Raw genomic sequence first — 25985 nt, 5'->3', positions numbered from 1 at the left:
GCTGCGGTGGATCGGGCAGGCCCAGGCTTGCCCGGTTCCGCCACTGGCGGGATGCATTCACCCGCCGCCGGGACTATAATTCCGGCCTGCCTACAGCCCCGTCGCCAAGCGGTAAGGCACCTGACTCTGACTCAGGCATTCGGAGGTTCGAATCCTTCCGGGGCTGCCATTTTCGGGAAAAGCCCGGCCGCAAGGCCGGGCTTTTTCGTATCCCGCTGCAGGCGCAGTTCTGTGCGCACGGTCAAAGTCCCGTCGCGCCGCATGGCATGCTACTTGCGTCTATGCTGGCCACCCGTCGCAGTCGTCCGTCATGCCCCAGCTGCAACCCCAGACCGAATCCGGAATCCGGCATTTCATCCGGTACACGTGCGCCATGCGCGCGCTGGGCTTCTATGCCGGCATGCTCGGGATCGGCTCGGCGTTGCTCGGGCAGGATGCGTCGGCCACGTTGCTGTTGCTGCTCGCCTTCACCTGCCTGGGCTGGCCCGTCCTGGCCTGGCGCCTGTCCAATGCCACGGCCGATCCGCTGAAGGCCGAGTTCCGCAACCTCACCATCGATACCGGGTTGGCGGGATTCTGGATCGCGATGGCCCAGTTCGACCTCCTGCCCAGTGCGCTGCTGGCGTCGGTGATGGCGATGGACCGTACCGTCGCCGGTGGTTGGCCGCTGACCCGGCGCTCGATGGGAGTGATGGTGCTGGTGGCGCTGGTGACCGCTGCCTTCAACGGCTTTGCGTTCCAGCCACACAGCAGCTTCGCCACCATGCTGTGGTGCTTGCCGTTCCTGATGCTGTACCTGCTGGCGGTCGGCGCGTCGACGCGGATGTTCGCCGACAATGTGCGTGCGCAGAAGCGCGCGCTGGAACAGGGCTCGCGGATCGATGCGCAGACCGGCTTGGCCACGCGCCCCCAATGGATGGCGCTGGTCGGGGCGGAGCTGCGGCGTTTCCAGCGCTACGGCGCGGTGTCATCTTTGCTGATGGTCGACATCGACCGGTTCAAGCGGATCAACGACAGCGCCGGCCACCTCGCGGGCGACCAGGTGATCCACGAGGTCTGCGCGATCCTGCGCGAGGGCCTGCGCAGCGCCGATACGGCCGGTCGCTATGGTGGCGACGAATTCGGCGTGCTGTTGCCCGGAACCGAGCGCCAGGCCGCCCGTGAAGTGGCCGAGCGCCTGCGCCGCGCGGTGGCCACCCAGGTGGCGGTCGGCGGCGAGCCGGTCACCCTGAGCATCGGAGTCGCCGAACTGGGGCAGGGCATGGAATCGATCGAGGACTGGACCGGCGCCGCGGACGAGGCGCTGTACCGGGCCAAGGACGCCGGGCGCGACTGCGTTTGCGACTGACCGCGACTCGGCCGCGGGCTTCAGCCGGCGAGGGGGCGGCAGCCCAGCGCCGCCAGCGGTCCGTGCAGCGCCGGCACCTGCATCAGCCAAGGCGCGGCCACGGTCAGCAGCCCGGCGCCAAGCACCACGCCCCCCAGCGCCAGGCGCAGGCCGGGTCGTTGCAGCCAGCGGTTCATGCGTGCCCCCGACCAGGTCAGCGGCAGCATCACCGGGAGCGTACCCAGGCCGAAAGCGGCCATCACCAGTGCGCCACCGCCTGCGCTGGCCTGCAGCCAGGCCACGGTAAGCAGGCTCAGGCTCAGGCCGCACGGCATCCAGCCCCACAGTGCGCCCAGCGCGATCCGCCGCCACGGACGATCGGCCGGCAGCAGGCGCCGATGCAGCGGCTGCAGCCAGCGCCAGGCGCGCACGCCCGGTCGTGCGAAGAAATCCAAGCGTCCGCCGCGATCAAGCAGGCGCAACGCCACCAGGATCAGCGCCACGCCGGCCGCCATGCGCACGCCGGTGGTGAGCGCCTCGATCCGCAGCACGCGCAGCAGTCCGCCGCCCAGTCCGCCGGCCAGCGCGCCGGCGATGACATATCCGCCGATGCGCCCGAGGTTGGCCTGCCAGGCCACCGCCAGCGGCCGCCCGGGGGCCATGGTCGGGAAACCGGTGGCGATGCCGCCGCACATCACCGCGCAATGCACGCCGCCGAGCAGTCCGGCCAGCAGCGCGGCGAGCACGGTTGGCAGGTCGATCGGCACCTCAGCGCTCGCGCCGGTCCACCGGCGGCGCGGGACGGTCGTCGTCCTCGAGTATGTCCAGCGCCGGCGTATCGAGGTCGTCGAACTGGCCGCGCTTGACCGCCCATACGAACGCGGCCACGGCCACGCCCATCAATACGAGGCTGATCGGGATGAGCAGCAGCAGGATGTTCATGGGGCTTCCTTCGCCGGCAACGGTGCGCCGGGGACAAGCGTGTGCGCCGATGGCTTCGTGGGCCGCGCCAGGCGCAGCGCGTTGAGGGTGACGGCCAGCGAGGACAGCGCCATGCCCAGCGCGGCCAGCCATGGCGTGACCAGGCCGGCCGCGGCCAGGGGCAATGCGAGCAGGTTGTAGCCGGCGGCCCACGCGAGGTTCTGCCGGATGATGCGATGGGTCTGCCGTGCGAGCACGATCGCCTCGGGGATGCGCTGCAGGGTGCCGCCGGTGGTGACCATGTCGGCGGCGCGGTGCGCCAGCGGCGCACCTTCGCCCATGGCGATCGATACGTCGGCGCCGGCGAGTACGGGAGCATCGTTGAGGCCGTCGCCGACCATGGCTACGACGCGGCCTTGCGCCTGCAGCCGACGTACCAGCGCCAGCTTGTCTTCCGGCACCTGCCGGGCGTGGGTCTCGTCCAGCGGGAGGGACGAGGCCATGCGTGCGACCGCCGCCGCGCCATCGCCACTGGCCAGGTGCAGGTGCAGGCCCTGCGCACGCAACTGCGCAAGCGCGGCGGGCGCGTCGTCGCGGGCGCGCTCTTCCAGCACGAAACGTGCGCACGCGCTCGTGCCATCGCCAAGCCACAGCGCGCCATCGTCCTCGCCGGCGCCGGCGAAATCGGCGCGGCCCAGTCGCCAGGTGCGTCCTTCGACCTGGCCCTGCACGCCACGGCCGGGCACGGTTTCGACTTGGGTGGCTGGCAGGGGCGAGGCGTCGACGCGGGCGAACGCGTTGGCCAGCGGATGGCCGCTGTCGCGCTCGAGCGCCGCGGCGATGCGCAAAGCGAGGTCTGGGTGGATCAGGTTGCCGGGTGTCTCCACGGCGGCAAGCACCGGTCGGCCATCGCTGAGCGTGCCGGTCTTGTCGAAGACGATGTCGGTGGCGCGGCCCAGCGTATCCAGCGCGTCCGGGCGCACGGCGAGCAGGCCGATGCGTGCCAGTGCGCCGTGCGCGGCGGCCAGCGCGGCCGGCACCGCCAGCGACAGCGCGCACGGGCAGCTGATCACCAGCAGGGCCAAGGTCACTTCCAGCGCGCGTGCCGGTTCGTGGTAGCGCCAACCGATGAAGACCAGCAGCGCCACCGGCAACAGGAACAGCACGAAACGGCTGGCGAGGCGGTCGGCGACGCGCGCCAGGGCAGGGCGGTGCGCTTGCGCCTGTTCGACCAGCCGTGCCAGCTGCGAGATCCGGGTCGCCGGGCCGGTGCACGTCACGCGCAGCCGCGCCGGCCGCTCGCGGCACACGGTTCCGGCGTACACCGGGTCGCCGTCCACCTTGCGGACTGGTGCCGATTCGCCGGTGAGCAGGGCTTCTTCGAACCACGCCTCCTCGCCGAGCAGCACGCCGTCGGCGGGGACCGATTCGCCGGCCGCCACGCAGGCGATGTCGCCGGCCCGCAGCGCGGACAGCGGCACCGTCTCGCGCCCGCCATCGTCCAGTTCGCGCGTGGCGAAGGCCGGGCGCGCCCGCGCGAGCGCATCGACCTGCGCGCTGGCCACGCTGCGCGCGCGCTGCTCGAGCATGCGCGCTGCCAGCAGCAGGAACACGAACATCACCGCCGCGTCGTACCAGACATGCTCGCCGCCGCGGATCGTCTCGAACAGGCTGGCGAAATAGGCCAGGAGGGCAGAGCCGGCAACCAGCACGTCCATGCCCAGGCGTCGTTCGCGCAGTTCGCGCATCGCCCCGGCGATGAACGGCCAGCCGGAGTAGAACACCACCGGCGTGCTCAGCAGGAAGGTCAGCCAGCGGAAGAAGTCGCGCGTGGGCACCGGCATGGTGTTGTCGAAATCCAGGTACAGCGCCTCGGCCAGCATCATCGCCTGCAGCGTGCCGAGGCCGGCGATGCCCAGCCGCAGCAGCCAGCGGCGGCGGTCGCGCACGCGTTCGCGCTCCAGCGCCTCGCTGCCGGCCAGGTACGGCCGGTAGCCGAGCATGGCCAGGCGTTGCAACGGCGCCGACAGCGTCGTACGCGCCGGATCCCAGGTGATGCGGATCCGCCCGGTGACCGCGTTCGCGGTGGCGTCGGTCACGCCTGGTTCGCGTGCCATCGCCCGGTCGATCAGCCACGCGCAGGCGGCGCAGCGCATGCCGTCGGTGAGCACGGTGATCTCGCGACCGCCTTCGACCACGCGACTATGCTCGGCCTGCACGTCGGATCGGTCCCATACCGACAGGTCCGGCAACTCGTCGCCGACCCTGCCGGCATTGGCGTTGCGCAGGCGGTAGTAGCCATCCAGTTCGGCACGGGCGATCCACTCGGCCGCGGCGGCGCAGCCCTGGCAGCAGAACGCACGCGCTTGGCCGTCGAGTTCCTGCACGCACGCGTGCGTGGGCAGCGCCTCTCCGCAGTGGTGGCAGGTACCGGCGACCGCGACGGACGCGGGCAGGCTTGCTGCCGACAGCGAGGTCGGGCCGACGGACACGCTGCTCAGCCGCTCGCGTCGGGCGAGGGCGTGCCCAGCGAGGGTGCCAGGCGTGCGGCGTGCTGCTGTTTGGGCAGGCGTCCGTGCAGGCGCCAGCTGCCATCGGCGGCCTGCAGTTGCACCACCCAGTCGTGCTGTGGATCGACCGCCTGCTGCAGGCGCCAGCCCGGCCCTTCGGGCACCAGTTCCAGGTGCAGGTCCTCGGCCTTGCGGGCCGGATGTTCGAGGACCAGGCGCAGCGGCTGGCCACGCACGAAATCACCGGTAGCCGGCAGCACCTCGACGATGCCGTCCTCCACCCGCAGCACCGCGCTGAGGCCGCGCTTGCCCGCCTCCGCGTCCGGGCCCAGGTCGGTGGTCTGGATCTGCGCCACGCGGCGCACCGGGTCGTTGACCGCATCGGCGCCGCCGGTGCGCGTGGCGATCACCAGCAGGCCCACGCCGGCGACGATCGACAGCAGCGGCAGGCCGACCACCAGCCACATCACCGGGTTGCGCCACGTGGAGGCTCGGGTTTCGGGCGAATCGTTCATGGGGTGGGTCCGAAGAAACTGCTGTCGATGGTGCGCCGCTCGCGACCGTCCTCGCTTTCGACGACGAAGCGGATCTCGTGGCGACCGCCGATGCCTGGATCGGCGGCGACGCTCAAGGTGACCGGCAAGACCTGCTCGGGACCGGCTTCGACCATCGATGGGCCGGACAGGCGCAGGCTGGCGCCGGCCCCTCCGGCGCTCTCCAGGGTGATGCGGTAGCGGCGCGCTTCCTGGCTCTTGTTGATCAGCTTGAGCGTGTAGTCGTTCTCGACGTGGCCGTCGGCGGCCTCGCGATACAGCGCATTGCGGTCACGCAATACTTCGGCGATCAGTTCGCTGCGGTGGGTCACGCCCCAGGCCCAGGCGCCGCACAGGCCCAGCAGCAGCAACCCGTAGACGAGGATGCGCGGGCGCAGCACGCGGGTGGACTTGCCGTCGATCGCGTTCTGGGTCGAATAGCGGATCAGGCCACGCGGGTAGCCCACCTTGTCCATCACCTCGTCGCAGGCGTCGATGCAGGCGCCGCAGGCGATGCACTCGTACTGCAGCCCGTTGCGGATGTCGATGCCGGTCGGACAGACCTGCACGCAGATCGTGCAGTCGATGCAGTCGCCCAGTTCCTCGGCCGCGAATTTCGGCAGCGGCTCGGCCATCGCACCGGCGCCGGCCAGGCTGATCGTGCCGTGCGCCTGGATCCGGTTGTCGGCCGCCGAAGGATGCCGGCTTGCCCGGAACACATAGTCGTAGGCGGCGACCGGATCGATCAGCCCGCGGGCGCGCTGCAGCACGCTGGCCAGGCCACGCTTGCGCGGGCCGCGCGGCTCGCCGCGCATCGGGTCGTAGGCGATCAGCAGGGTGTTGCGATCGAACATCGCGCTCTGGAAGCGCGCGTACGGGCACATGTACTTGCACACCTGCTCGCGCAGGAAGCCGGCGTTGCCCCAGGTGGCCAGCGCATAGAACAGCACCCAGAAAGTCTCCCAGCCACCCCAGCCGAACGGGACGATGCGCGCGCCCAGGTCGGTGATCGGGGTGAAGAAGCCGACGAAGGTGAAACCGGTCCACAACGCGAACACCGCCCACAGCGCGTGCTTGCCGCCCTTGCGCAGCACCTTCTCGCCGGTCCACGGACCGGCATCAAGCTTCATCCGCTTGCCGCGGTCGCCCTCGGTCCAGCGCTCCATCCACAGGAACACTTCGGTCCACACCGTCTGCGGGCAGGCATATCCGCACCACAGCCGCCCGGCCAGCGCGGTGAAGAAGAACAGCGCCATCGCCGCGATGATCAGCAGCAGGGCCAGGAACAGGAAGTCCTGCGGCCAGAACACCAGTCCGAACACGTAGAACTTGCGCGCCGGCAGGTCGAACAGTACCGCCTGGCGGCCATCCCAGTGCAGCCACGGGAAAAGGTAGAACATGCCCAGCAGCCACACTACGGCGGCCACGCGCAGGCGGTTGAAGCGCCCGGACACGTCGCGCGGATAGACCTTGCGCTCGCTGACGTAGAACGAGTTTCCCTGGTCGTCGACGACGTCCAGCGGGATGCGCTTGCTCATGGTTGCCGTCCTGGCTGCGGCCGTGCGCGTGCGCAGGAGCGGGGCGGGCTGGACTGGCCGGTGCGGGGGAATCGGGTCGGGTTCATGGTGTCGGCTTGGCCGCTCGCGGCGTGGCTGGCGGATCGTGGCTCCGCATCCATCCCAGTATCCGCAAACCCGCGCCGTGCGCCAGACGACAAATTGCCGCAGGGGGCGCGCATCGCGCCCGGGCTATCCCGGCGGCAACGGCCGGTTGAAGCGACTGGACGGACGCAGCAGGATCCAGGTGAACAGGCTGGACGACGCGGTCGCCAGCCAGAACATGAAGAAGCCCAGCGTATAGCCGAGCTCGCGGGTGATCTGCAGCTGCGGGAAAGTGAGGTCGCGCAGCGCCAGCGGGTCGACGAAGGCGAAGAACACCATCGTCGCCACGCCGGCGGCGAAGAAGCTGGGCCAGGCGATGGCCCCCACGCGCTGCGCGAGCGGGCGTGGGGGATGGTCGAAGCGCGGCTCGCTGAAATCGGTCACTTCACGCCCTGCTGGCTCCCTGTCTGGGTCGCATTATGCGACAGCGACCAGACGTAGGCGGCGACCAGGCGTGCACGGGTTTCGCCCAGCAGCTCGCGGTGCGCCGGCATGCTGCCGTGGCGGCCGTGGGCGATGGTCTGGTACAGGCTCTCGCGGCTGCTGCCGTACATCCAGTACGCGTCGGTCAGGTCCGGTGCGCCCAGGTCCGCGTTGCCGGTGCCGTCGATGCCGTGGCAGGCCGCGCACACGCCCTCGTAGAGCTTGCGGCCGCGCGCTGCCATGTAGTTGTTCTGCAGCGTTTCCGGCGCCGACAGCGTGCGCACGTAGGCGATGGTGTAGTCGATCGCGTCCGGGCCGCCCATGCCGGTGAGCACCGTTCCCCACTCGGGCATCATGCCCTCGCGCCCGTCGAGCACCGTCTGCAGGATGTGGTCCGGCGAACCGCCCCAGTGCCAGATGTCGTCGGTCAGGTTCGGATAGCCGATCGCACCCTGGCCCGAGGAGCCATGGCAGGTGGCGCAGGTGTTGCTGAAGATCGAGCGGCCCAAGGCCACCGCCTTCGGGTCCTGCGCCAGCGCATCGATGGCCTGGCCGGCGAAGGGCTTGAACGTCTGCTCGAGCTTGGCGTCCTCGATGGCTTTTTCCTTGCTGTGCTCGTTCACCGAGGTCCAGCCGCCGTAGCTGGGCACGCCGCCAAGGCCGCCGAACCAGAACAGGTAGGCGATGGCGAAGACGATGGTCAGGTAGAACAGGTTGATCCACCACTTCGGCAGCGGCTTGTTGTACTCGGTGATGTCGCCGTCCCAGATGTGGGACGTGTCCTCGGGCTTGGGATCGCCCGGGCGCCGCCGCGCGGTCCACCACAGCAGCCACACGCATCCGAGGATGTTGATGGCCACCAGGACGATGACGAACCAGGTCCATCCGCTTGTCATGCCACGTTCCCCTTGTCTTGCAGGCCGGCGTCGCCGTCGTCCAGCGGCAGCTGCGCCGCCTCGTCGAACGCACGCTTGCGCTTCGGGCTCCAGGCCCAGATCCAGCCGCCGATGAACAGCACCAGCAGCGCCCCCGTCACCAGCCCGGCGATCATGGCTGGCCTCCACGCGGCGCGTGCCGGCCCAGCGCCTGCAGGTAGGCGACCATCGCATCCAGTTCGGTCTTGCCCTCTACGTCTGCGGCGGCCTGCGCGATCTGCTCGTCGGTGTAGGGATCGCCCAGCGTCTTGAGCGCGGACATGCGTCGGGCCACTGTCTTCCCGTCGACCTTGTTTTCCTGCAGCCAGGGGAAGCCGGGCATGTTCGATTCCGGCACCACGTCGCGCGGGTTGATCAGGTGCACGCGATGCCAGTCGTCGGAGTAGCGGCCACCGACCCGGGCCAGGTCCGGCCCGGTGCGCTTGCTGCCCCACTGGAACGGACGGTCGTAGACCGATTCGCCCGCCAGCGAGTAGTGGCCGTAGCGTTCGGTCTCGAAGCGCAGGGTGCGGACCATCTGCGAGTGGCAGTTGTAGCAGCCCTCGCGTACGTACACGTCGCGGCCGGCCAGTTGCAGCGCCGGGTAGGGCTCCACGCCTTCCAGCGGCTTGATCGCTTCGGCCTGGAACATCAGCGGCACGATCTGGGCAAGACCGCCGAAGGAGATGGCGACCGCGATCAGTACGGCCATCAGGCCGACGTTCTTCTCGATCTTCTCGTGCGGATTCTGGTTGTGTTCGCTCATGGGGGCCTCAGGCGCGCACTTGGGAAGCGTCGACCGGCAGCAGCGGCTGTTCGGCGATCGCGGGGGCGGCGCGGTAGGTGCGCACCAGGTTCCAGGCCATCACGAACATGCCGGCCAGGACCAGCAGGCCGCCGAACAGCCGGATCAGGTAGTACGGATAGGTCGCGGCGAGCGCCTCGACGAAGCTGTAGGTCAGCGTGCCGTCGTCGTTGGTGGCGCGCCACATCAGGCCCTGCATCACGCCGGCGATCCACATCGAGGCGATGTAGAACACCACGCCCAGGGTGTGCATCCAGAAGTGCAGGTCGATCGCCTTGATCGAGTACATCTGTTCGCGGCCGAGCAGCCTGGGCAGCAGCGAATAGATCGAGCCGATCGAGATCATCGCAACCCAGCCCAGCGCGCCGGCGTGGACGTGGCCCACGGTCCAGTCGGTGTAGTGGGACAGCGAGTTGACCGTCTTGATCGACATCATCGGCCCCTCGAAGGTGGCGATCATGTAGAACGAGATGGCCACGATCAGGAACTTCAGGATCGGGTCGGTGCGCAGCTTGTACCAGACGCCCGACAGGGTCATCACGCCATTGATCGCGCCGCCCCAGGACGGGGCCAGCAGGATCAGCGAGAACACCATGCCCAGCGACTGCGCCCAGTCCGGAAGCGCCGTGTACAGCAGGTGGTGCGGGCCGGCCCACATATAGATGGCGATCAGCGCCCAGAAGTGCACGATCGACAGGCGGTAGGAGTAGATCGGCCGCCCGGCCTGCTTGGGCACGAAGTAGTACATCATCCCGAGGAAGCCGGCGGTCAGCAGGAACCCGACCGCATTGTGGCCGTACCACCACTGCACCATCGCATCGACCGCGCCGCTGTAGATCGAATACGACTTGCCCAGGCCGACCGGGATGGCCAGGTTGTTGACGATGTGCAGCAGGGCGATGGCGATGATGTAGGCGCCATAGAACCAGTTGGCCACGTAGATGTGCTTGACCCGGCGCTTGACGATCGTGCCGAAGAACAGGGCCCCGTAGGCCACCCAGACGACCGTGATCAGCAGGTCGACCGGCCACTCCAGCTCGGCGTACTCCTTGCCCTGGGTCAGGCCCAGCGGCAGGGTGATCGCCGCCAGCAGGATCACCAGCTGCCAGCCCCAGAACACGAAGGCGGCCAGCCGGTCGGAGATCAGGCGCACGTGGCAGGTGCGCTGGACCACGTGCAGGCTGGTGGCGAACAGCGCGCTGCCACCGAAGGCGAAGATCACCGCATTGGTGTGCAGTGGCCGCAACCGGCCGTAGCTGAGCCACGGCAGGTCGAAGTTCAATGCCGGCCAGTACAGCTGGGCGGCGATGAGGACGCCCACGGCCATGCCCACGATGCCCCAGACCACGGTCATCACCGCGAACTGCCGCACCACCTTGTCGTTGTATGTCCCCTGCACGCTTTGCATGCGGCCCGATCCTCAGTCTGAACGGGGGCAATCATCCCCCTGTGGGGTGATCCGGGCATTGATCGTGATCAATGCGCGCCGGATGGCATCCGGGTTACCCATAGAAACTGGCCGTCGCCATGCCCCGTGAACGGAGAACCGCCTGGCTGCCGGCTGGCAGTGGGTGAGCCCTGGCCGGCAGCATACGCGCCGGCCGCGGCGATTGGACCGGACACATTGTCCGGGTGGGCCTGCCGGCGGACGGGTTGTATGGTTCCCGCCATGGACGAGGAAGGTTCGACGCGATGAGCACCTATGCCCTGGAGGCGGTATTCCGTCCGCGTTCGGTCGCCGTGGTCGGTGCCAGCCCCCGCGAGCGTTCGGTCGGGCGCGCGGTGGTACGCAACCTCCGGGAGGCCGGTTTCGCCGGGCCGGTGGGCCTGGTCAATCCGAAGCACCGCCAGATCGACGGCCTGGCTGCGGTGGCTCGGCTGGCCGACCTGCCGTTCAAGCCGGAACTGGTCGTGGTCTCCACCCCGGCCGCGACCGTGCCCGGGGTGATCGCCGAAGCGGTGGCGGTCGGCGCCCGGGCGGCTGTGGTGGTCTCCGCCGGCCTGGGCCAGGGGCCCGGGTCGCTGCTGGAGCAGTTGCGCGACATCGCCCGTCCGCACGGCCTGCGCATCGTCGGACCCAACTGCCTGGGGGTGATGGCGCCGCACGCCGGGCTCAACGTCAGCTTCGCCGCGCGCAGCCCGCTCAAGGGCGACCTGGCGCTGGTGTCCCAGTCCGGCGCGGTCGCGTCGGGCCTGGTGGAGTGGGGCGTGGCCCGTTCGATCGGGTTCTCGGCGGTGGTCTCGCTGGGCGATGCGCTGGACGTGGACTTCGGCGACCTGCTGGACTGGTTCGCGCAAGACCCGAAAACCCGCGCGATCCTGCTCTACATCGAATCGATCCGCGACGCGCGCAAGTTCATGTCCGCCGCCCGCGCGGCCGCGCGCGCCAAGCCCGTCGTGGTGGTCAAGTCCGGCCGCCATGCGCAGGGGGCGAAGGCGGCGGCCACGCACACCGGCGCGCTGGCCGGGTCCGACGCGGTCTACGACGCCGCTTTCCGCCGCGCCGGCCTGCTGCGGGTGCTGGCGCTGGACGAACTGTTCGCCGCCGCCAAGACCCTGGGCCACCTGCGCCAGGCGCCGGGGCGGCGGCTGGCGATCCTGACCAACGGCGGCGGCATCGGCGTGCTCGCGGTGGACCGGCTGGTCGACCTGGGCGGCACCCTGGCCGCGCTGGACGAGGCGACCGTGCGCCGCCTGGACCGCGTGCTGCCGCCGACCTGGTCGCGCTCCAATCCGGTGGACATCGTCGGCGACGCCGACGCATCGCGCTACTCGGAAGCGCTCGAAGCCCTGTTGTCGGACCGCGAGAACGACGCGGTGCTGGTGATGAACGTGCCTACCGCCCTGGCCTCCTCGAGCGAGGCCGCCGACGCGGTGACGCAGGTGCTGTCGCGGCGGCCGCGACCCGGTGCCGGCAAGCCGGTGCTGGGGGTCTGGCTGGGCCGCGAAGCCGAAGCGCTGAAGTCACTCGAAGCGGCCGGCGTGCCGACCTACACCACCGAGGCCGGCGCGGTGCGCGGCTACACCTACCTGGTCCGGCATCGCGAGGCGCAGCAGGCGCTGATGGAGACGCCCCCGAGCCTGCCCGAGGATTTCGTGGTCGACAGCGCCGCCGCGCAGGCCGTGGTCGCCGGCGCGCTGGCGCAGGGACGGCAGTGGCTGGACCCGCTGGAAGTCACCGCATTGATGGCGGCCTACGGCATCCCGATCACGCCGGTGACCCTGGCGCGCGACGCTGACGCCGCAGTGGCTGCGGCCGCGCCTTCGCTGGTGGCCGGCCAGCAGGTCGCGCTGAAGATCCTCTCGCCCGACATCGTGCACAAATCCGACGTTGACGGCGTGCGCCTGAACCTGGCCACCGAGGCTGCGGTGCGTGAAGCCGCCGCCGCGATCCTCGCCCGCGCGCGCGAACTCAGGCCGGACGCGAAGATCGAGGGCGTGACCGTGCATCCGATGATCGTGCGGCCCAAGGCGCGCGAGCTGATCGCCGGCCTGGCCGACGATCCCACGTTCGGACCGGTGGTGGTGTTCGGTCGCGGTGGCACGGCGGTGGAGGTGATCGACGACAAGGCGCTGGCGCTTCCGCCGCTGGACCTGCGCCTGGCCCACGACCTGATCTCGCGCACGCGCGTGTCGCGCATCCTCAAGGCCTACCGCGACGTGCCGGCCGCCGACGAGCGCGCGGTTGCGCTGGTGCTGGTCAAGCTCGCGCAGCTGGCGGCCGACATCCCGCAGGTGCGCGAACTGGACATCAATCCGCTGCTGGCCGACAAGGATGGCGTGGTCGCGGTGGACGCCAGGGTCGCGGTGGCACCGCACCCGGGCCCGGCGCAGAAGGGGCCGTGGCATTCGCGCTTCGTGATCCGGCCGTATCCGAAGGAATGGGAGCGCCATGTCGAGCTGGCCCACGGCCGGCGCATGTTCGTGCGCCCCGTCCGGCCCGAGGACGAAGCGCTGTTCCTGCAGTTCTTCTCGCGGGTGACCGAAGAGGACCTGCGCCTGCGCTTTTTCTCCGCGGTGCGCCATTTCAGCCACGAATTCATCGCCCGCCTGACCCAGCTCGACTACGCGCGCTCGATCGCGCTGGTGGCGATCGACCCGGAGAACGGCGAGATGCTCGGCGCGGTGCGCCTGCTCGCCGATGCCAACTACGAACGGGCAGAGTACGGCATCCTCGTGCGCTCGGACCTGAAGGGTTACGGCATCGGCTGGCAGCTGATGCGGATCATGATCGAGTACGCCGGCACCATTGGACTGAAAGTGGTCGAAGGGCAGGTCCTGCGCGAGAACGTGACCATGCTGGCGATGTGCCAGCAGCTCGGGTTCCGGATCCGCCCGGACGCGGACGACGCGACGCTCATGGACGTGACGCTGCAGGTGTAGGCGGCTGAGTGGAATCGCGGCCTGCGCATGCCTTTCACGCGCCATGCCTATCGTGTGCACCAGTCCAGTAGCGCGAGAGGCGGCGATGGCCGGGAGTTCCTGCGACGACGTCGTGGTGGTCGGCGCCGGTCCGGCCGGGCTGACCGCGGCGATCTACCTGGGCCGCCTGCTGCGCACGGTGTGCGTGCTCGACGCCGGCGCCAGCCGCGCCCGCTGGATCCCGGAGAGCAACAACTGCCCGGGATTCCCGCAGGGCATCGCCGGGATCGACCTGCTGGCGCGACTACGCGAACAGGCCACTTCCTTCGGCGCACGTTTCGAAAGCGCCACGGTGACCAGCCTGCTGCGCGACGGCGACGGATTCCAGCTGGCGGATGCGCAGGGCCACCGCTGGCGCGCGCCCACGGTGATCCTCGCCACCGGCCTGGCCGACCGCCTCCCGGAAGTCGACGACGTCGAGGGCGCCATCGCCTGCGGCGCCTTGCGCCTGTGCCCGGTCTGCGATGCCTACGAGGTGACCGACCGGAATATCGGCATCCATGGCCCATGGGCGTCGATCGTCTCCCATGCACGTTTCCTGCGCGGCTACAGCGCGCGCCTGACCCTGCTGCCGACCGACACGGTCGGGACGCTCGACGGCGAGGGCGGCCTGGATGCGCGCGTACTGCCCGCGGGCGGGCAGCTGGTCTTCGATGGCAGGCGCTGCGGTTATGCCATCGATGGCGACCGCGACTGGTTCGATACCGTCTATCCCTTCCTGGGCAGTCGCAGCAGTGCCCGGCTGGCGCAACAGGCCGGCGTCACGCTCACCGGCACCGGCGAAATTCCAGTCGATCGCAGCCACCAGGCCACCGGCGTGCCCGGCCTGTATGCGATCGGCGATGTCGTCAGCGGGCTCAACCAGATCTCGGTGGCGGTGGGCCAGGCGGCAGTGGCGGCGCTGGACGCGCACGCCAGGCTCCCGTTCGTGCCGCGCCGCTGATCCACGCGATCCATACCGGGTTCGGCTGCACCCATGCATACCCGTGCGGGGACGTTGAACGGCCGCTGCGGGCGGAGCGCCGCTGCGCCGCAGCGGGTCGTTACGCATTTTTACCTATCATCCCGTAGGTTGATTCGCGGATGTCCACGGGCCGCCCGTGCGCGCAATCTTCACTCCAGCTGCAACAGAACGATGGCAACCCAGGGGCCACCACGCCCGGGTAGGCGGTGACGACGCGGCACCAGGCACTACCGGTGCAGTCATCGACGGAAGATGGAACCAGACGGGAGGGGACACGATGAGCGTTATGCCTGCAGCGATCGCGCAAGGCCACGTGCAACACGCAGGTCCGGAGGGCGCCGGCATCCGGGGACGCCGCCTCCGCTGGCTACTGGGACTGGCGATGCTCGCGCTGGTCCAGGCGGCCTGCAACCGGGCTACGGGCCCGGCCGATGCGGCTGCGGGCCCGGTACCGGCCAGCATGGCGGCCTCGCCGGACGAACTGCGTGCGATCACCAGGGAGGCTTACATCTACGGCTTCCCGATGGTCGACAGCTACCGGATCCAGCATTCCTACTTCGTCGACACGGCCAACCCCGAGTACAAGGGCTCGTGGAACCAGGTCCACAACGTGGCGCGCGTGTTCACCCCGCAGGACAAGGCGATCCAGACACCCAACTCGGACACGCCGTACTCCTTCCTCGGCGCCGACCTGCGCGCCGAGCCGCTGGTGATCAGCGTGCCGGCCATGGATCCGGCCCGCTACTACTCGCTGCAGTTCATCGACATGTACACCCACAACTTCGCCTACGTCGGCAGCCGGGCTACCGGCAATGACGCGGGCCACTTCCTGCTGGCCGGTCCCGGCTGGGACGGGGAGGTGCCGAAGGGGATCAAGTCGGTGATCCGTTCGGAGACCGAACTGGCCTTCGTGCTCTACCGCACCCAGCTGTTCGGCGAGGATGACATCGACGCGGTCAAGCAGGTCCAGGCCGGCTACCGGGTGCAGCCGCTGTCGCAGTTCGCCGCCGCCGCCGCGCCGGAACCGCTGCGGCCGGTGGACTTCCCGGTGCCGTTGTCGCCCGAGGCGCAGAAGACCTCGCCGGAGTTCTTCGCGCTGCTCAACTTCCTGCTGCAGTACGCACCGACCCACCCGAGCGAGACCGCGCTGATGGAGCGCTTCGCCAGGGCCGGCATCGGTGCGGGGAAGACATTCGACGTGGCCGCGCTGTCGCCGGAACAACGCCAGGCGGTGGAAGCCGGCATGGCCGACGCGCTGGCCGCGTTCGCGCAGTACAAGGCCGGGATGATCGACACCGGCAAGAAGAGCAGCGCCGACGGATTCGGCACGCGCGAGTTCCTCGACAACGACTACCTGGCCCGGATGGCGTCGGCCCTGCTGGGCATCTACGGAAACTCCAAGGAGGAAGCCAATTACCCGGCCTATTTCGTGGATTCGGAGGGCAAGCCACTCGACGGGGCGAACAACCGCTACACGGTGCGCTTCGAGCCGGGCAAGCTGCCGCCGGTCAATTCGTTCTGGTCGCTGACCATGTACGAACTGCCCGCCAGCCTGCTGACCGAGAATCCGATCAAGCGCTACCTGATCAACTCGCCGATGGAGAAAAGCCTGGTGCGCGATCCCGACGGCGGGATCACCCTCTACATCCAGCACGAATCGCCGGGCGAGGGCAAGGAAGCCAACTGGCTGCCGGCGCCCGCGAGCCCGTTCTTCATGGTGATGCGCGAGTACTGGCCCAAGCCCGAGGCACTGGACGGCTCCTGGAAGGCGCCGCCGGCCGTGCGCACCGCCGAATGACCGTTGCCGCGGGCGCACCCCGCAATGCCCGGACCCCCGAACGCAATCCTCACGAGGCACCCATGAAGACCCATCGAATTGCCGCAACCCTGCTGTCCGCCGCGCTGCTGGCGAGCCTGGCCGCCTGTGGCGAGCGCACCGGGACGGCGGCTGACACTGCCGCTGCCGACGCGCCGGCGAACGGATCGGCCGCTGCACCCGTCGCACCCGCCTCCACGGTGCCCGACCTCGGCGACCCCTCGCGCTGGACCCGGACGGCCGACGGCAAGATCGTAGTCACTCCCGACAACTTCATCCGCGCCGAGTCCGACGTGTACATGGGCGCGCAGCTGAAGGAGGGTGCGTTCGGCAAGTTCAAGCACACCCGCGAGCCGGCCCCGGTCGACAACCAGCCCATCATCCGGCTCAACCGCGACACGATCTATTCGTCGGCGGTCTTCGACCTGGACGCCGGCCCGGTCACCGTCACCCTGCCCGATGCGGGTTCGCGCTTCATGTCGATGCTGGTGATCAACGAGGACCACTTCAATCCGGCCGTGATCTACGAGCCCGGCGCGCACACGCTGACCCGCGAGAGCGTCGGTACCCGCTACGCGATGGTGGGCATCCGCACCCTCGCCGACCCGGCCGACCCGGACGACCTCAGGCAGGCCCAGGCCCTGCAGGACGCGATCACGGTCGAGCAGCCCGGCGGGCCAGGTACCTTCGAGATCCCGGACTGGGACCCGGCCAGCCAGAAGAAGGTCCGCGACGCGCTGCTGGCCCTGTCCGGCACCATCCCCGACCTGCGCTACGCAGCCGGGCCGGACGCCGCTTCGGTCGACCCGGTGCGGCGCATTGCCGCGGCGGCCTCGGGCTGGGGCCTGAACCCGGACAAGGACGCGGTCTACCTCAACGTGTTCCCGGAAAAGAACGACGGCAAGACGCCATACCGGCTGGTGGTCGGCGACGTGCCGGTGGATGCGTTCTGGTCGGTAGCGGTCTACAACGCCGAGGGCTACTACCAGCCCAACGACCTGAACGCCTACTCGATCAACAGCGTCACCGGCGAGAAGGGCGAGGACGGTTCGATCACCCTGCAGTTCGGCGACTGCACCGCGCAGACGCCCAACTGCCTGCCGATCACCGAAGGCTGGAACTACATGGTCCGCCTGTACCGGCCACGCCAGGAGATCCTCGGCGGCAGCTGGTCGTTCCCGGTGGCCGAGCCGCTGCAGTAGCGGCGCGCGAGGCAATGCGTTGGGCTGCGGATCCGGGGCCAGGGACGGCCCCCGGACCGTTCGCGGCGGCCCGCTCCGGGCCGTCGCCACGCACTCAGAAGCCCAGTACCTTGACGCCGACCTCGACGCTGAAGTCGCCCGGGCGCTCGCTGCCTGCCAGGACGGTCGGCTTGGCGTAGAGCTGTGCCAGCCCACCGAACGCGTGTCCGACCGAGCGGCCGAAAGTGACCGCCAGGCCGATGAACCGGCGATCGTTCTCCCAGTCGAAGTTGAGCGAAGGGTCGACGGTGACGAACCAGTCCGGATCGGCGAGCTTGGGCACGTAGTAGAAGTCGAACGTGGTGATGTCCACTTCGGCCCGCTGCCAGTCGCCACCCAGGTCGAAGCTGTGCACGAGCGCAGGCGCGAAGATGCCGCGGGGAAGGAACCGGGCGTAGATGAAGGTGCCCTTGAACACATCGCGACCGCCGCCCAGTTCAGGCCGCGCGCCGGTGTCCAGGACCAGTTCGCCCTGCGCGACCAGGCCGCGCTTCCGGGTGCCCGAACACGTGCGTGCCCATTACGGTCACATCGCCGAGGCCGAAGTCGCCGTTGCCGGCCATGTCGTTGCGCACGACCGGCACGCGCAGGCGCAGGCTGTAGTCCTGCCTGGCCCCGAAAGGCAGGGTCAGCTCCAGCCGCGGTGCATGCCGCGAGATGTCCGGCGCCAGGTCGTTGTACTCGTAGGCCAGCACGGCGGCGGTGGTGAGCCGGGTAGGGTCGGTGCCGTTGTTCGGGGCATCCGCAGCCGGTTGGACCTCCTGCGCGTGGGCGGCGGATGCGAGCGTGCCCGCAACTGCAAGGCACAAGGCTATGCAGCCATCCGGCGACGGGCGCCGGATGCGGCGCACCGTGGCTGGGCGGGCCGTGACCCGCGGGCGATGGCTGTGATCCACCTGGCTTGCCGGGTGGATACCCGGATCGCGGAACGTGCACATCTTTGGGTCCATGCCTTCTCCTTGCGCGCGGCAGCGGTGCGCGCCGACGATCCGGTCGCGCCTGGCAGAAGGGTCGTCCGCGCACGCGCGCGCTGTAAATGCAGGGAAGTACGTAGATGCACCTGCGTAATGGGGCGTACCGGGCGTCCGTGGCATGGCTTCGGATGTCGCCGCTGGAGCCTGGACAACGGCGACAGCGCCGGCCTCCCGATGCGCCAGCCGAGGGAATTCAACGTGCGCAACCGGTCCAGTGGCTCGCCATTCACGCCCATGCGGGCGTCAGTCTCTGCAGCAACGCCGCGTGACCGGCCCGCAGCGGCTAGTGTGGCGGTGAAGTGGTTCCGTGCGGGGCGTGCAGCAGGCCGAGCTTGAGCGCCTGGTTGACCAGGGCGATGCTAGTGCTGACGCCAAGGAGCTTCATGATCGAGTGGCGATGGGTGTCCACGGTGCGTACCGAGATGGCCAGCGTCTGGGCGATCTCGCGCGAGCGCTGGCCTTCGGCGATCATCCTGAGGATGCGCGACTGCTGCGGAGTCAGGCGCGGCACCGGCACCTGGCCGAGCACCTGGTCCCACAGCGGACGGCTCACCCAGCTGCGTCCGGCCAGGACCTCGTCCAGCGCGTGGATCAGGTTCTCGCCGCTTTCGCCCTTGAGCACGTAGCCGCGAGCGCCCTGGGCCAGGGCCTCGCGCACCACCACCGGTTCGGCGTGGACGCTCATGAAGACGAAGTCCGTTTCCATGCCCTCCCCGCGGACGCGGCGCAGCACCTCGATGCCGGTGAGCCCGGGCATGCTGATGTCCGCCAGGACGATGTCGGGCTGGAGGCTGCGGATCGAATCGAGCAGCGCATGGCCGTCGCCGAGCACCGCGACCACCTCGAAACGTCCGCCGATGAAGACATGGATCGCATCGGCCATCATCCGGTGGTCGTCCGCGATCAGCACCGTGGACTTCCGGGTACGTGTCACGCCAACCGTTCCAGTCTCACGCATATCCGTGTGCCTCCAGCCGAGTCGTCGGAAATGATGTCCAGCGCCGCGCCGATGTGCCTGCAGCGCTCGCGCATGTTGAGCAGCCCAAGCCCGGCGTCGGGGTTGGCGCTTGCCGTGTCGAAGCCACGGCCGTCGTCGCCGACTTCCAGGTAGAGCCCCGAGCGGTCCTCGCCCAGCCGGAACAGCAGGGTCGCCGGCTGGCCGTGCTCGATGGCGTTGCGCGCCGCTTCCTGCGCGATCCGGAACAGGTGCAGGGCGACGTCCTCGCCGGGCACCGTGTCGATCGGGGCCAGGTCCAGCTCGACCCGGCCGTGCCAGTGGCGGCCGATTTCGCCCGCCAGCGCCTCAAGCGCGGCGGGCAGGCCGGCCTGCGAGATCGCCGACGGGTGGAGCTGGCGGGAAATGGTGCGGACTTCGTCGAGCACGTCCAGCAGGTTGCTCCTGACGTCTTCGATGGACTGCGTGGAGCCGTCCGCGGCGTGTGCCGGCAGGTTGCCCAGGGTGAACGCCGCCAGCGCGATGCGCTGGCCGATCGAATCGTGCAGCTCGCGTGAAACGCTGGCCCGCTCCTCTTCCTGGCGCCTGATGGCCAGCGCCGCGGTCTCGGCGAGCCGGGCCTGGGCCGACCTGGAGCTCTGCACCATGAGCGACAGGGCCTGGATGACGAAGCCGACGGCGATGATCGACCACTGCAGGATCTGGGTGTTGACCAGGCCGATGTCGCTGCGGTTCGGCAGGTCCATGTGGATGGCAGCCACCGTGGCCGGCGTCATCGACACCACGAACGTGGCGCATATCCCGAATGGCGCGAGCCGGAACACCGACAGCACCAGCAGCGGGATGGGGGAGAACGCCAGCGCCGGCAGCCGGTTCGTGCTGTCGGGAAGCGTGTTCCAGAGAAACGCCGCCAGCAGCAGGTTGGCCGCGCAGAACAGCACGGTCCATTGGACCTCGCGTCCGGCCTGCGCACGATCCAGGCGCAGGAACGACCGCCCTTCGATCAGCAGCGGTGCCACCATCGCCGCTGCGGCGGCGAAGCAGGGAACCGAAAGGAACCAGATCTCGGCGAACAGCTCGAGCCGGTGCTTGGTCGAAAGGATGATGTATACCGCCCACGCCGTTCCGGCCATCGGGAACAGCAGTACCGCGACCAGGTAGTAGCGGAACAGGTCGCCCATCTGCACGAAAAGGCGCTCGCCGCGCAGCGGGAAGCGCAGCATCACCCCGGTGGGCAGCAGCATCGCGACCAGCCCGGCGTAGCCGTAGGCGGCCTGCACCGACAGGCCGTCGCGGAGTTGGAAGGCGAGCGTGCCGCCCACGCCCAGCGCGACCAGGACCACGGGCCAGCGGCGCCGCGGGAGGGCGGCCATGAATGCGAGTGCCAACGCTCCCGGGAACCACAGCGCCGTGGTTCCGACCGGGCGGACCCACAAGGCGAAAGACAGCAGCTGCGCGATCAGTCCCGCCGCACACGCGCACAGCGGTACGGCCAACGCCTGCAGCCCATTGCGCTTCAACGGCGGGATATCCATTCGCCTCCGTGCCTGCGTGGTCGTCGCTGCCCCAGTGCGGTCCCTGCACCCCGACGGCCGGTTGCGGCGATTCTACAGGTGCGGGCGCCACCCGTCCGTGCTGCGGCGCTGCGCGCGCGCGGCCGGTTGCAGCACGTGTCGTGCAGCGGTTGGCGAGGCGATCCCTACAACGTGGCGGCAGGCACCCGCACGGCGCCTTCCATCAGGATCCGCGCGCTGCGGCTCATCACCGCGCGGGTCACCGTCCACTGCCCGTCCACCTGCGCCACGGTGGCGCCCACGCGCAGCGTACCGGAGGGATGGCCGAAGCGGACCACGTCGCGCACGCCGCCACCGGCGGCGAGGTTGACCAGCGTTCCCGGCACCGCGGCGGCGGCGGCAATGGCGACCGAAGCGGTGCCCATCATCGCGTGGTGCAGCTTGCCCATCGACATCGCGCGCACGTTGAGGTCGATGTCCTCCGCGGCGACGGCCTTGCCGCTGGAGGCGGCGTAGGCGCGCGACGGAGCGACGAATGCGACCTTCGGGGTGTGCTGCCGGGTTGCGGCTTCGGCGGCCGTACGGATCAGGCCCATGCGCAGCGCGCCGGCCACGCGCACCGCTTCCAGGCGGGCCAGCGCAGCGGTGTCGCCGTTGATCGCCGGCTGCAGTTCGGTGCCGTCGTAGCCCAGGTCGGCGGCGTGGACGAACACGGTGGGGATGCCGGCGGTGATCAGCGTCGCCTGCAGCGTGCCGACGCCGGCCACCTCGAGCGTGTCGACCAGCTGGCCGGTGGGGAACATCGCGCCGCCTGCATCGCCTTCTCCATCGTCGGCCGGATCGAGGAACTCCAGCACGATCTCCGCGGCCGGGAAGGTCACCCCGTCCAGTTCGAAATCGCCGTCCTCCTGCACCTGGCCGCCACTCACCGGCACGTGCGCCAGGATGGTCTTGCCGATGTTGGCCTGCCAGATCCGCACCGTGCACACGCCGTCGGCGCCCACGCGTGCCGGATCGACGTAACCGGCATGGATCGCGAACGCACCGGCGGCGGTGGAGAGGTTGCCGCAATTGCCCGACCAGTCGACGAAGTCGGCGTCGATCGAGACCTGGCCGTAGAGGTAGTCCACGTCGTGGCCGGGACGGCTGCTGGGCGAAACGATCACGCACTTGCTGGTGCTGGAGGTCGCCCCGCCCATGCCGTCGGTCTGCTTGCTGTACGGGTCGGGTGAGCCGATTACGCGCTGCAGCAGGCCGTCGCGCGCCGGGCCCGGCACGCGCGCGGCCGGTGGCAGGTCCTCGAGGCGGAAGAACACGCCCTTGGAGGTGCCGCCGCGCATGTAGGTGGCGGGAATGCGGAGCTGCGGAAGTGCGGTCATGGTCGGTGGTTCCGGAATGCTCGGGTTACTGGAGGAGGTCGAGCTGCGCGGGCGGTGCGACCGGTGGGCGCAACTGCCAGGCGTCGACCACGTCGTAGCGGTAGTTGTTGCCATGGCCGGCAACCTCGACGAGTTCGATGGTGTCGATCTGCCAGATCAGCGGCGCGAAGGTAAGTGGTTCGATCGACCGGTTGGCCCGGTAGCTGACCGTGACATGCGGACGATGGCCCTGTGCTTCGACCAGGCCCTGCGCGCGCAGCTGTCCGCGCACCGCGGCCATCAGCCTGCCCAGGCCTTCGGGCCGCCCGGCGGACGGCACGAACTGCCAGTGGATGCGTCGGTGCACCGAGCTCTCCAGTCGATCCAGCCGCATCTCGAAGGCTTCGGCCACCACGGCGGCGCAGGCCCGCCGCATGGATTCGCGCGCCTCGCGCGCATGCAGGTCCGACAGGCTCTGGTGCCAGTTGCGCAGCGGATACAGCGCCTCGCCCAGCACCGTGTCCAGCCCGGCCTCGCGCAGTACGCCCAACCCCGCGTCGCGCAGCGCCTGCGGCACGCGCGACATGACGAACAGCTCGCCGGGCCTGGCCAAGTCAGGCCGCCTTCGCCGCCTCGAGGAAGTCCTGGGCGAAGCGCTGCAGCACGCCGCCGGCTTCGTAGATCGAGACCTCCTCGGCCGTGTCCAGGCGGCAGGTCACCGGGACTTCGACGCGCTCGCCATCGCGGCGGTGGATGACCAGGGTCAGGTCCGCGCGCGGGAGGCGCTCGCCGATCACGTCGAAGGTCTCGCTGCCGTCGATGCCGAAGGTCTGGCGGTTCTGCCCCGGCTTGAACTCCAGCGGCAGCACGCCCATGCCGATCAGGTTGGTGCGATGGATGCGTTCGAAGCCCTCGGCGACGATCGCCTCCACGCCGGCCAGGCGCACGCCCTTGGCGGCCCAGTCGCGCGAGCTGCCCTGGCCGTAGTCGGCGCCGGCCACGATCAGCAACGGCTGCTTGCGCTCCATGTAGGTCTCGATCGCCTCCCACATGCGCACCACCTCGCCCTCCGGTTCGATGCGCGCCAGCGAACCGGGTTTCACCTGCCCGTCGACCACGGCCATCTCGTTCACCAGCTTGGGATTGGCGAAGGTCGCGCGCTGCGCGGTGAGGTGGTCGCCGCGATGGGTCGCGTAGGAATTGAAGTCCTCCTCCGGCACGCCCATCTTCGTGAGGTACTCGCCGGCGGCGCTGCTGGCCAGGATCGCGTTGGACGGCGACAGGTGGTCGGTGGTGATGTTGTCGCCGAGCACCGCCAGCGGGCGCATGCCGCGCAGCGTGCGTTCGCCGGCGAGCGCGCCTTCCCAGTACGGCGGCCGACGGATGTAGGTGCTCTGCGGGCGCCAGTCGTACAGCGGCTCGATCGCGCCGACATGTTCGACGCGCACGTCGAACATCGGACCGTACACCTTGCGGAACTGCTCGGGCTTGACGCTGGCCTTGACCACCGCGTCGATCTCCGCGTCGCTGGGCCAGATGTCCTTCAGCCGGACTTCGTTGCCTTCCGGGTCCAGGCCGAGCACGTCCTTCTCGATGTCGAAGCGCACGGTGCCGGCTATCGCGTAGGCGATCACCAGCGGCGGCGAGGCGAGGAACGCCTGCTTCGCATACGGATGGATGCGTCCGTCGAAGTTGCGGTTGCCCGACAGCACCGCGGTGGAATACAGGTCGCGGTCGATGATCTCCTGCTGGATCGCCGGGTCCAGCGCGCCGCTCATGCCGTTGCAGGTCGTGCAGGCGAACGCGACGATGCCGAAGCCGAGCTTCTCCAGGTCCGGCAGCAGGCCCGATTCCTCCAGGTACAGCTGCACGGCCTTGGAGCCCGGCGCCAGCGAGCTCTTCACCCACGGCTTGCGCAGCAGGCCCTTCGCGTTCGCGTTGCGCGCCAGCAGGGCGGCGGCGATCACGTTGCGCGGGTTGCTGGTGTTGGTGCAGCTGGTGATGGCGGCGATGATCACCGCCCCGTCGGGCATCAGGCCCTTGGCCTCGTCGCTGCGGGCGCCCTCCAGCTTGGCCTCGTCGGCGATGCCGCGTTCGGCCAGCGCGCTGGTGGGCAGGCGCCGGTGCGGGTTGGACGGACCGGCCATGTTGCGCACGACCGACGACAGGTCGAACTCCAGCACGCGCTCGTACTCCACGTCGGCCAGGCCGTCGGCCCACAGGCCGGCGGCTTTCGCGTAGGTCTCCACCAGCTGCACCTGCTTTTCCTCGCGCCCGGTGAGGCGCAGGTAGTCCAGGGTCTGGCCATCGATGTAGAACAGCGCGGCGGTGGCGCCGTACTCCGGGCACATGTTGGAGATGGTAGCGCGGTCACCGATCGTGAGCGCGGCAGCGCCTTCGCCGAAGAACTCCAGGTAATGGCCGACGACCTTTTCCTTGCGCAGGAATTCGGTCAACGCCAGCACCACGTCGGTGGCGGTGATGCCCGGCTGCGGCCGGCCGCTGAGGCGGACGCCGGTGATGTCGGGCAGGCGCATCCACGACGCGCGGCCGAGCATCACGTTCTCCGCTTCCAGGCCGCCGACGCCCACCGCGATCACGCCGAGTGCATCCACGTGCGGGGTGTGGCTGTCGGTGCCCACGCAGGTATCGGGGAAGGCGACGCCGTCGCGCGTGTAGACCACCGGCGACATCTTCTCCAGATTGATCTGGTGCATGATCCCGTTGCCCGGCGGGATGACTTCCACGTTGCGGAACGCATGCCGGGTCCATTCGATGAAATCGAATCGGTCGGCGTTGCGGCGGTCCTCGATCGTGCGGTTCTTGGCGAAGGCATCGGGATCGTAGCCGCCACACTCCACCGCCAGCGAGTGGTCGACGATCAGCTGCACCGGCACCACCGGATTGACCTGGGCCGGGTCGCCGCCCTGGTCGGCGATGGCGTCGCGCAGGCCCGCCAGGTCGACCAGCGCGGTCTGGCCGAGGATGTCGTGGCAGACCACGCGCACCGGGAACCAGGGGAAGTCCAGGTCGCGGCGGCGCTCGACCAGCTGTGTCAGGTAGGCGTCGCGCTGGGCCGGATCGGCGCAGCGGACCAGGTTCTCGGCATGGACGCGCGCGGTGTAGGACAGGGTAGCCCAGGCGCCGGGACGGATCGCGTCGACCGCTTCGCGGGCGTCGAACCAGTCCAGGGAGGTGCCGGGCAGGGGCTTGCGGTGCTGGGTGTTCATGGCGGGCGCTGCTCGTGGACGGCCGTCCTGCCGCTGCGCACAGCAGCGGGGGCGGCGATGGGAGGAGGTCGCGATGATTTTACGGCGGCTGCCCGTGCGCGCCGGCCCGGCAGCTCCGGTTTCGCGCGGAATCGGGCGAAAAACCGGCTTTGCATTGATGCAGGCGATCAACGCGTCGCGACAGCGGCGCCGTCGCCGGGAGGGCGGATGCCCGCCTGCTCGGGGGTGGATCACGCGACGCGACGCGCCCCGGGATTGAACCTGCCTGGGCCTGTGAAACCCCTCTTTCCGCCCCGGTTGCGCAGTGCAGCAAGCCATTTTCCGGGGGGCTGGTACAGTCGCATCTGCCCATGGTCGCTCGCATCGCGACGCTGCCATGGCCAGCAACGGGCCGAGGCGCCCGTTTTTCCCTGATTT

22 protein-coding genes and 1 tRNA gene are annotated in these 25985 nt (G+C 69.6%); 6 read left to right on the top strand and 17 right to left on the bottom strand.

The genetic code is table 11. The features are described from left to right. Positions 1–94: 94 nt before the first annotated feature. A tRNA-Gln gene (locus tag MNQ95_RS04735) sits at positions 95–169 on the top strand. Between the two features lie 204 nt (positions 170–373). Next, positions 374–1348: a sensor domain-containing diguanylate cyclase gene (locus MNQ95_RS04730; protein ID WP_241953967.1), complete on the top strand. Its 975-nt coding sequence runs from the start codon at positions 374–376 to the stop codon at positions 1346–1348. A 20-nt stretch (positions 1349–1368) separates the two neighbouring features. Here the strand turns inward: MNQ95_RS04730 and MNQ95_RS04725 are convergent, their stop codons facing one another. The 10 genes from MNQ95_RS04725 to ccoN all read right to left on the bottom strand — a co-directional run bounded on the left by MNQ95_RS04725 (position 1369) and on the right by ccoN (position 10502). Then, complete coding sequence (locus MNQ95_RS04725; RefSeq protein ID WP_241953966.1) at positions 1369–2094, bottom strand: sulfite exporter TauE/SafE family protein; 726 nt, start codon at positions 2092–2094, stop codon at positions 1369–1371. 1 nt (position 2095) lies between these two features. Beyond that, entirely contained in the window at positions 2096–2269 is a 174-nt protein-coding gene (ccoS, locus tag MNQ95_RS04720) for a cbb3-type cytochrome oxidase assembly protein CcoS (protein WP_162411287.1), read from the bottom strand. Beyond that, on the bottom strand, positions 2266–4740 hold the full coding sequence (locus MNQ95_RS04715; protein ID WP_241953965.1) for a heavy metal translocating P-type ATPase: 2475 nt from the start codon (positions 4738–4740) through the stop codon (positions 2266–2268). Before MNQ95_RS04715 ends, ccoS begins: the two co-directional genes overlap by 4 nt. Before the next feature lie 5 nt (positions 4741–4745). Next, positions 4746–5273, bottom strand: coding sequence for a FixH family protein (locus MNQ95_RS04710; RefSeq protein WP_162411286.1), 528 nt, complete (start codon positions 5271–5273; stop codon positions 4746–4748). Then, positions 5270–6829, bottom strand: coding sequence for a 4Fe-4S dicluster domain-containing protein (locus tag MNQ95_RS04705; protein ID WP_162411285.1), 1560 nt, complete (start codon positions 6827–6829; stop codon positions 5270–5272). The genes MNQ95_RS04710 and MNQ95_RS04705 overlap by 4 nt, the downstream gene beginning before the upstream one ends. A 210-nt stretch (positions 6830–7039) precedes the next feature. Continuing rightward, complete coding sequence (locus MNQ95_RS04700) at positions 7040–7336, bottom strand: hypothetical protein (protein ID WP_162411284.1); 297 nt, start codon at positions 7334–7336, stop codon at positions 7040–7042. Next, positions 7333–8271, bottom strand: coding sequence for a cytochrome-c oxidase, cbb3-type subunit III (gene ccoP, locus MNQ95_RS04695; protein ID WP_162411283.1), 939 nt, complete (start codon positions 8269–8271; stop codon positions 7333–7335). Before ccoP ends, MNQ95_RS04700 begins: the two co-directional genes overlap by 4 nt. Then, a complete protein-coding gene (locus MNQ95_RS04690) occupies positions 8268–8426 on the bottom strand; it encodes a cbb3-type cytochrome oxidase subunit 3 (protein ID WP_162411282.1) in 159 nt (52 codons plus the stop codon). The genes ccoP and MNQ95_RS04690 overlap by 4 nt, the downstream gene beginning before the upstream one ends. After that, complete coding sequence (ccoO, locus tag MNQ95_RS04685; protein ID WP_162411281.1) at positions 8423–9055, bottom strand: cytochrome-c oxidase, cbb3-type subunit II; 633 nt, start codon at positions 9053–9055, stop codon at positions 8423–8425. Before ccoO ends, MNQ95_RS04690 begins: the two co-directional genes overlap by 4 nt. Before the next feature lie 7 nt (positions 9056–9062). Next, positions 9063–10502, bottom strand: coding sequence for a cytochrome-c oxidase, cbb3-type subunit I (gene ccoN / locus MNQ95_RS04680; protein WP_162411280.1), 1440 nt, complete (start codon positions 10500–10502; stop codon positions 9063–9065). Positions 10503–10786: 284 nt separating this feature from the next. On the opposite strand from ccoN, the gene MNQ95_RS04675 reads away from it, so the two are divergent. The 4 genes from MNQ95_RS04675 (at position 10787) to MNQ95_RS04660 (ending at position 17498) form a co-directional block, all read left to right on the top strand. Continuing rightward, positions 10787–13477, top strand: a complete 2691-nt coding sequence (locus MNQ95_RS04675) for a bifunctional acetate--CoA ligase family protein/GNAT family N-acetyltransferase (protein ID WP_241953964.1) — start codon at positions 10787–10789, stop codon at positions 13475–13477. An 85-nt stretch (positions 13478–13562) separates the two neighbouring features. Next, the gene (locus tag MNQ95_RS04670; RefSeq protein WP_241953963.1) at positions 13563–14459 is read left to right on the top strand and encodes an NAD(P)/FAD-dependent oxidoreductase; all 897 of its coding nucleotides are present in this window, start codon (positions 13563–13565) and stop codon (positions 14457–14459) included. Between the two features lie 298 nt (positions 14460–14757). Continuing rightward, complete coding sequence (locus MNQ95_RS04665) at positions 14758–16278, top strand: DUF1254 domain-containing protein (RefSeq protein WP_241953962.1); 1521 nt, start codon at positions 14758–14760, stop codon at positions 16276–16278. 62 nt (positions 16279–16340) lie between these two features. Then, entirely contained in the window at positions 16341–17498 is a 1158-nt protein-coding gene (locus MNQ95_RS04660) for a DUF1214 domain-containing protein (protein WP_241953961.1), read from the top strand. A 94-nt stretch (positions 17499–17592) separates the two neighbouring features. Here MNQ95_RS04660 and MNQ95_RS04655 read toward each other — a convergent pair whose 3' ends face one another. The 7 genes from MNQ95_RS04655 to acnD form a co-directional block, all read right to left on the bottom strand. Continuing rightward, a complete protein-coding gene (locus MNQ95_RS04655) occupies positions 17593–17955 on the bottom strand; it encodes a hypothetical protein (RefSeq protein ID WP_241953960.1) in 363 nt (120 codons plus the stop codon). 19 nt (positions 17956–17974) lie between these two features. Continuing rightward, positions 17975–18487 (bottom strand): hypothetical protein, encoded by a 513-nt coding sequence (locus MNQ95_RS04650; protein ID WP_241953959.1) that lies wholly within the window; start codon positions 18485–18487, stop codon positions 17975–17977. Positions 18488–18794: 307 nt separating this feature from the next. Next, complete coding sequence (locus MNQ95_RS04645) at positions 18795–19445, bottom strand: response regulator (protein WP_241953958.1); 651 nt, start codon at positions 19443–19445, stop codon at positions 18795–18797. Further along, positions 19442–21001, bottom strand: coding sequence for a sensor histidine kinase (locus MNQ95_RS04640; RefSeq protein ID WP_241953957.1), 1560 nt, complete (start codon positions 20999–21001; stop codon positions 19442–19444). The genes MNQ95_RS04645 and MNQ95_RS04640 overlap by 4 nt, the downstream gene beginning before the upstream one ends. A gap of 164 nt (positions 21002–21165) precedes the next feature. Beyond that, positions 21166–22359 carry a 2-methylaconitate cis-trans isomerase PrpF gene (gene prpF / locus MNQ95_RS04635; RefSeq protein ID WP_241953956.1) on the bottom strand — a complete coding sequence of 398 codons (1194 nt, stop codon included), beginning with the start codon at positions 22357–22359 and terminating at the stop codon, positions 21166–21168. Between the two features lie 25 nt (positions 22360–22384). Beyond that, positions 22385–22951, bottom strand: coding sequence for a 2'-5' RNA ligase family protein (locus MNQ95_RS04630; RefSeq protein ID WP_241953955.1), 567 nt, complete (start codon positions 22949–22951; stop codon positions 22385–22387). A 1-nt stretch (position 22952) separates the two neighbouring features. Continuing rightward, complete coding sequence (gene acnD / locus MNQ95_RS04625; protein ID WP_241953954.1) at positions 22953–25568, bottom strand: Fe/S-dependent 2-methylisocitrate dehydratase AcnD; 2616 nt, start codon at positions 25566–25568, stop codon at positions 22953–22955. Positions 25569–25985: the final 417 nt, after the last annotated feature.

The sequence above is a fragment of the Pseudoxanthomonas daejeonensis genome, assembly GCF_022637495.1.
Taxonomy (GTDB): domain Bacteria; phylum Pseudomonadota; class Gammaproteobacteria; order Xanthomonadales; family Xanthomonadaceae; genus Pseudoxanthomonas; species Pseudoxanthomonas daejeonensis.
This window is presented reverse-complemented; position numbering and strand designations above follow the sequence as displayed.

What these genes read in the sequence shown, in the direction of transcription:
- MNQ95_RS04730 (WP_241953967.1), top strand. Translation starts at nt 374, where the DNA reads ATGCGCGCGCTGGGCTTCTATGCCGGCATGCTCGGGATCGGCTCGGCG.
- ccoS (WP_162411287.1), bottom strand. Translation starts at nt 2,269, where the DNA reads ATGAACATCCTGCTGCTGCTCATCCCGATCAGCCTCGTATTGATGGGC.
- MNQ95_RS04710 (WP_162411286.1), bottom strand. Translation starts at nt 5,273, where the DNA reads ATGAACGATTCGCCCGAAACCCGAGCCTCCACGTGGCGCAACCCGGTG.
- MNQ95_RS04705 (WP_162411285.1), bottom strand. Translation starts at nt 6,829, where the DNA reads ATGAGCAAGCGCATCCCGCTGGACGTCGTCGACGACCAGGGAAACTCG.
- ccoP (WP_162411283.1), bottom strand. Translation starts at nt 8,271, where the DNA reads ATGACAAGCGGATGGACCTGGTTCGTCATCGTCCTGGTGGCCATCAAC.
- MNQ95_RS04690 (WP_162411282.1), bottom strand. Translation starts at nt 8,426, where the DNA reads ATGATCGCCGGGCTGGTGACGGGGGCGCTGCTGGTGCTGTTCATCGGC.
- ccoO (WP_162411281.1), bottom strand. Translation starts at nt 9,055, where the DNA reads ATGAGCGAACACAACCAGAATCCGCACGAGAAGATCGAGAAGAACGTC.
- ccoN (WP_162411280.1), bottom strand. Translation starts at nt 10,502, where the DNA reads ATGCAAAGCGTGCAGGGGACATACAACGACAAGGTGGTGCGGCAGTTC.
- MNQ95_RS04675 (WP_241953964.1), top strand. Translation starts at nt 10,787, where the DNA reads ATGAGCACCTATGCCCTGGAGGCGGTATTCCGTCCGCGTTCGGTCGCC.
- MNQ95_RS04670 (WP_241953963.1), top strand. Translation starts at nt 13,563, where the DNA reads ATGGCCGGGAGTTCCTGCGACGACGTCGTGGTGGTCGGCGCCGGTCCG.
- MNQ95_RS04665 (WP_241953962.1), top strand. Translation starts at nt 14,758, where the DNA reads ATGAGCGTTATGCCTGCAGCGATCGCGCAAGGCCACGTGCAACACGCA.
- MNQ95_RS04660 (WP_241953961.1), top strand. Translation starts at nt 16,341, where the DNA reads ATGAAGACCCATCGAATTGCCGCAACCCTGCTGTCCGCCGCGCTGCTG.
- MNQ95_RS04650 (WP_241953959.1), bottom strand. Translation starts at nt 18,487, where the DNA reads ATGGACCCAAAGATGTGCACGTTCCGCGATCCGGGTATCCACCCGGCA.
- MNQ95_RS04640 (WP_241953957.1), bottom strand. Translation starts at nt 21,001, where the DNA reads ATGGATATCCCGCCGTTGAAGCGCAATGGGCTGCAGGCGTTGGCCGTA.
- prpF (WP_241953956.1), bottom strand. Translation starts at nt 22,359, where the DNA reads ATGACCGCACTTCCGCAGCTCCGCATTCCCGCCACCTACATGCGCGGC.
- acnD (WP_241953954.1), bottom strand. Translation starts at nt 25,568, where the DNA reads ATGAACACCCAGCACCGCAAGCCCCTGCCCGGCACCTCCCTGGACTGG.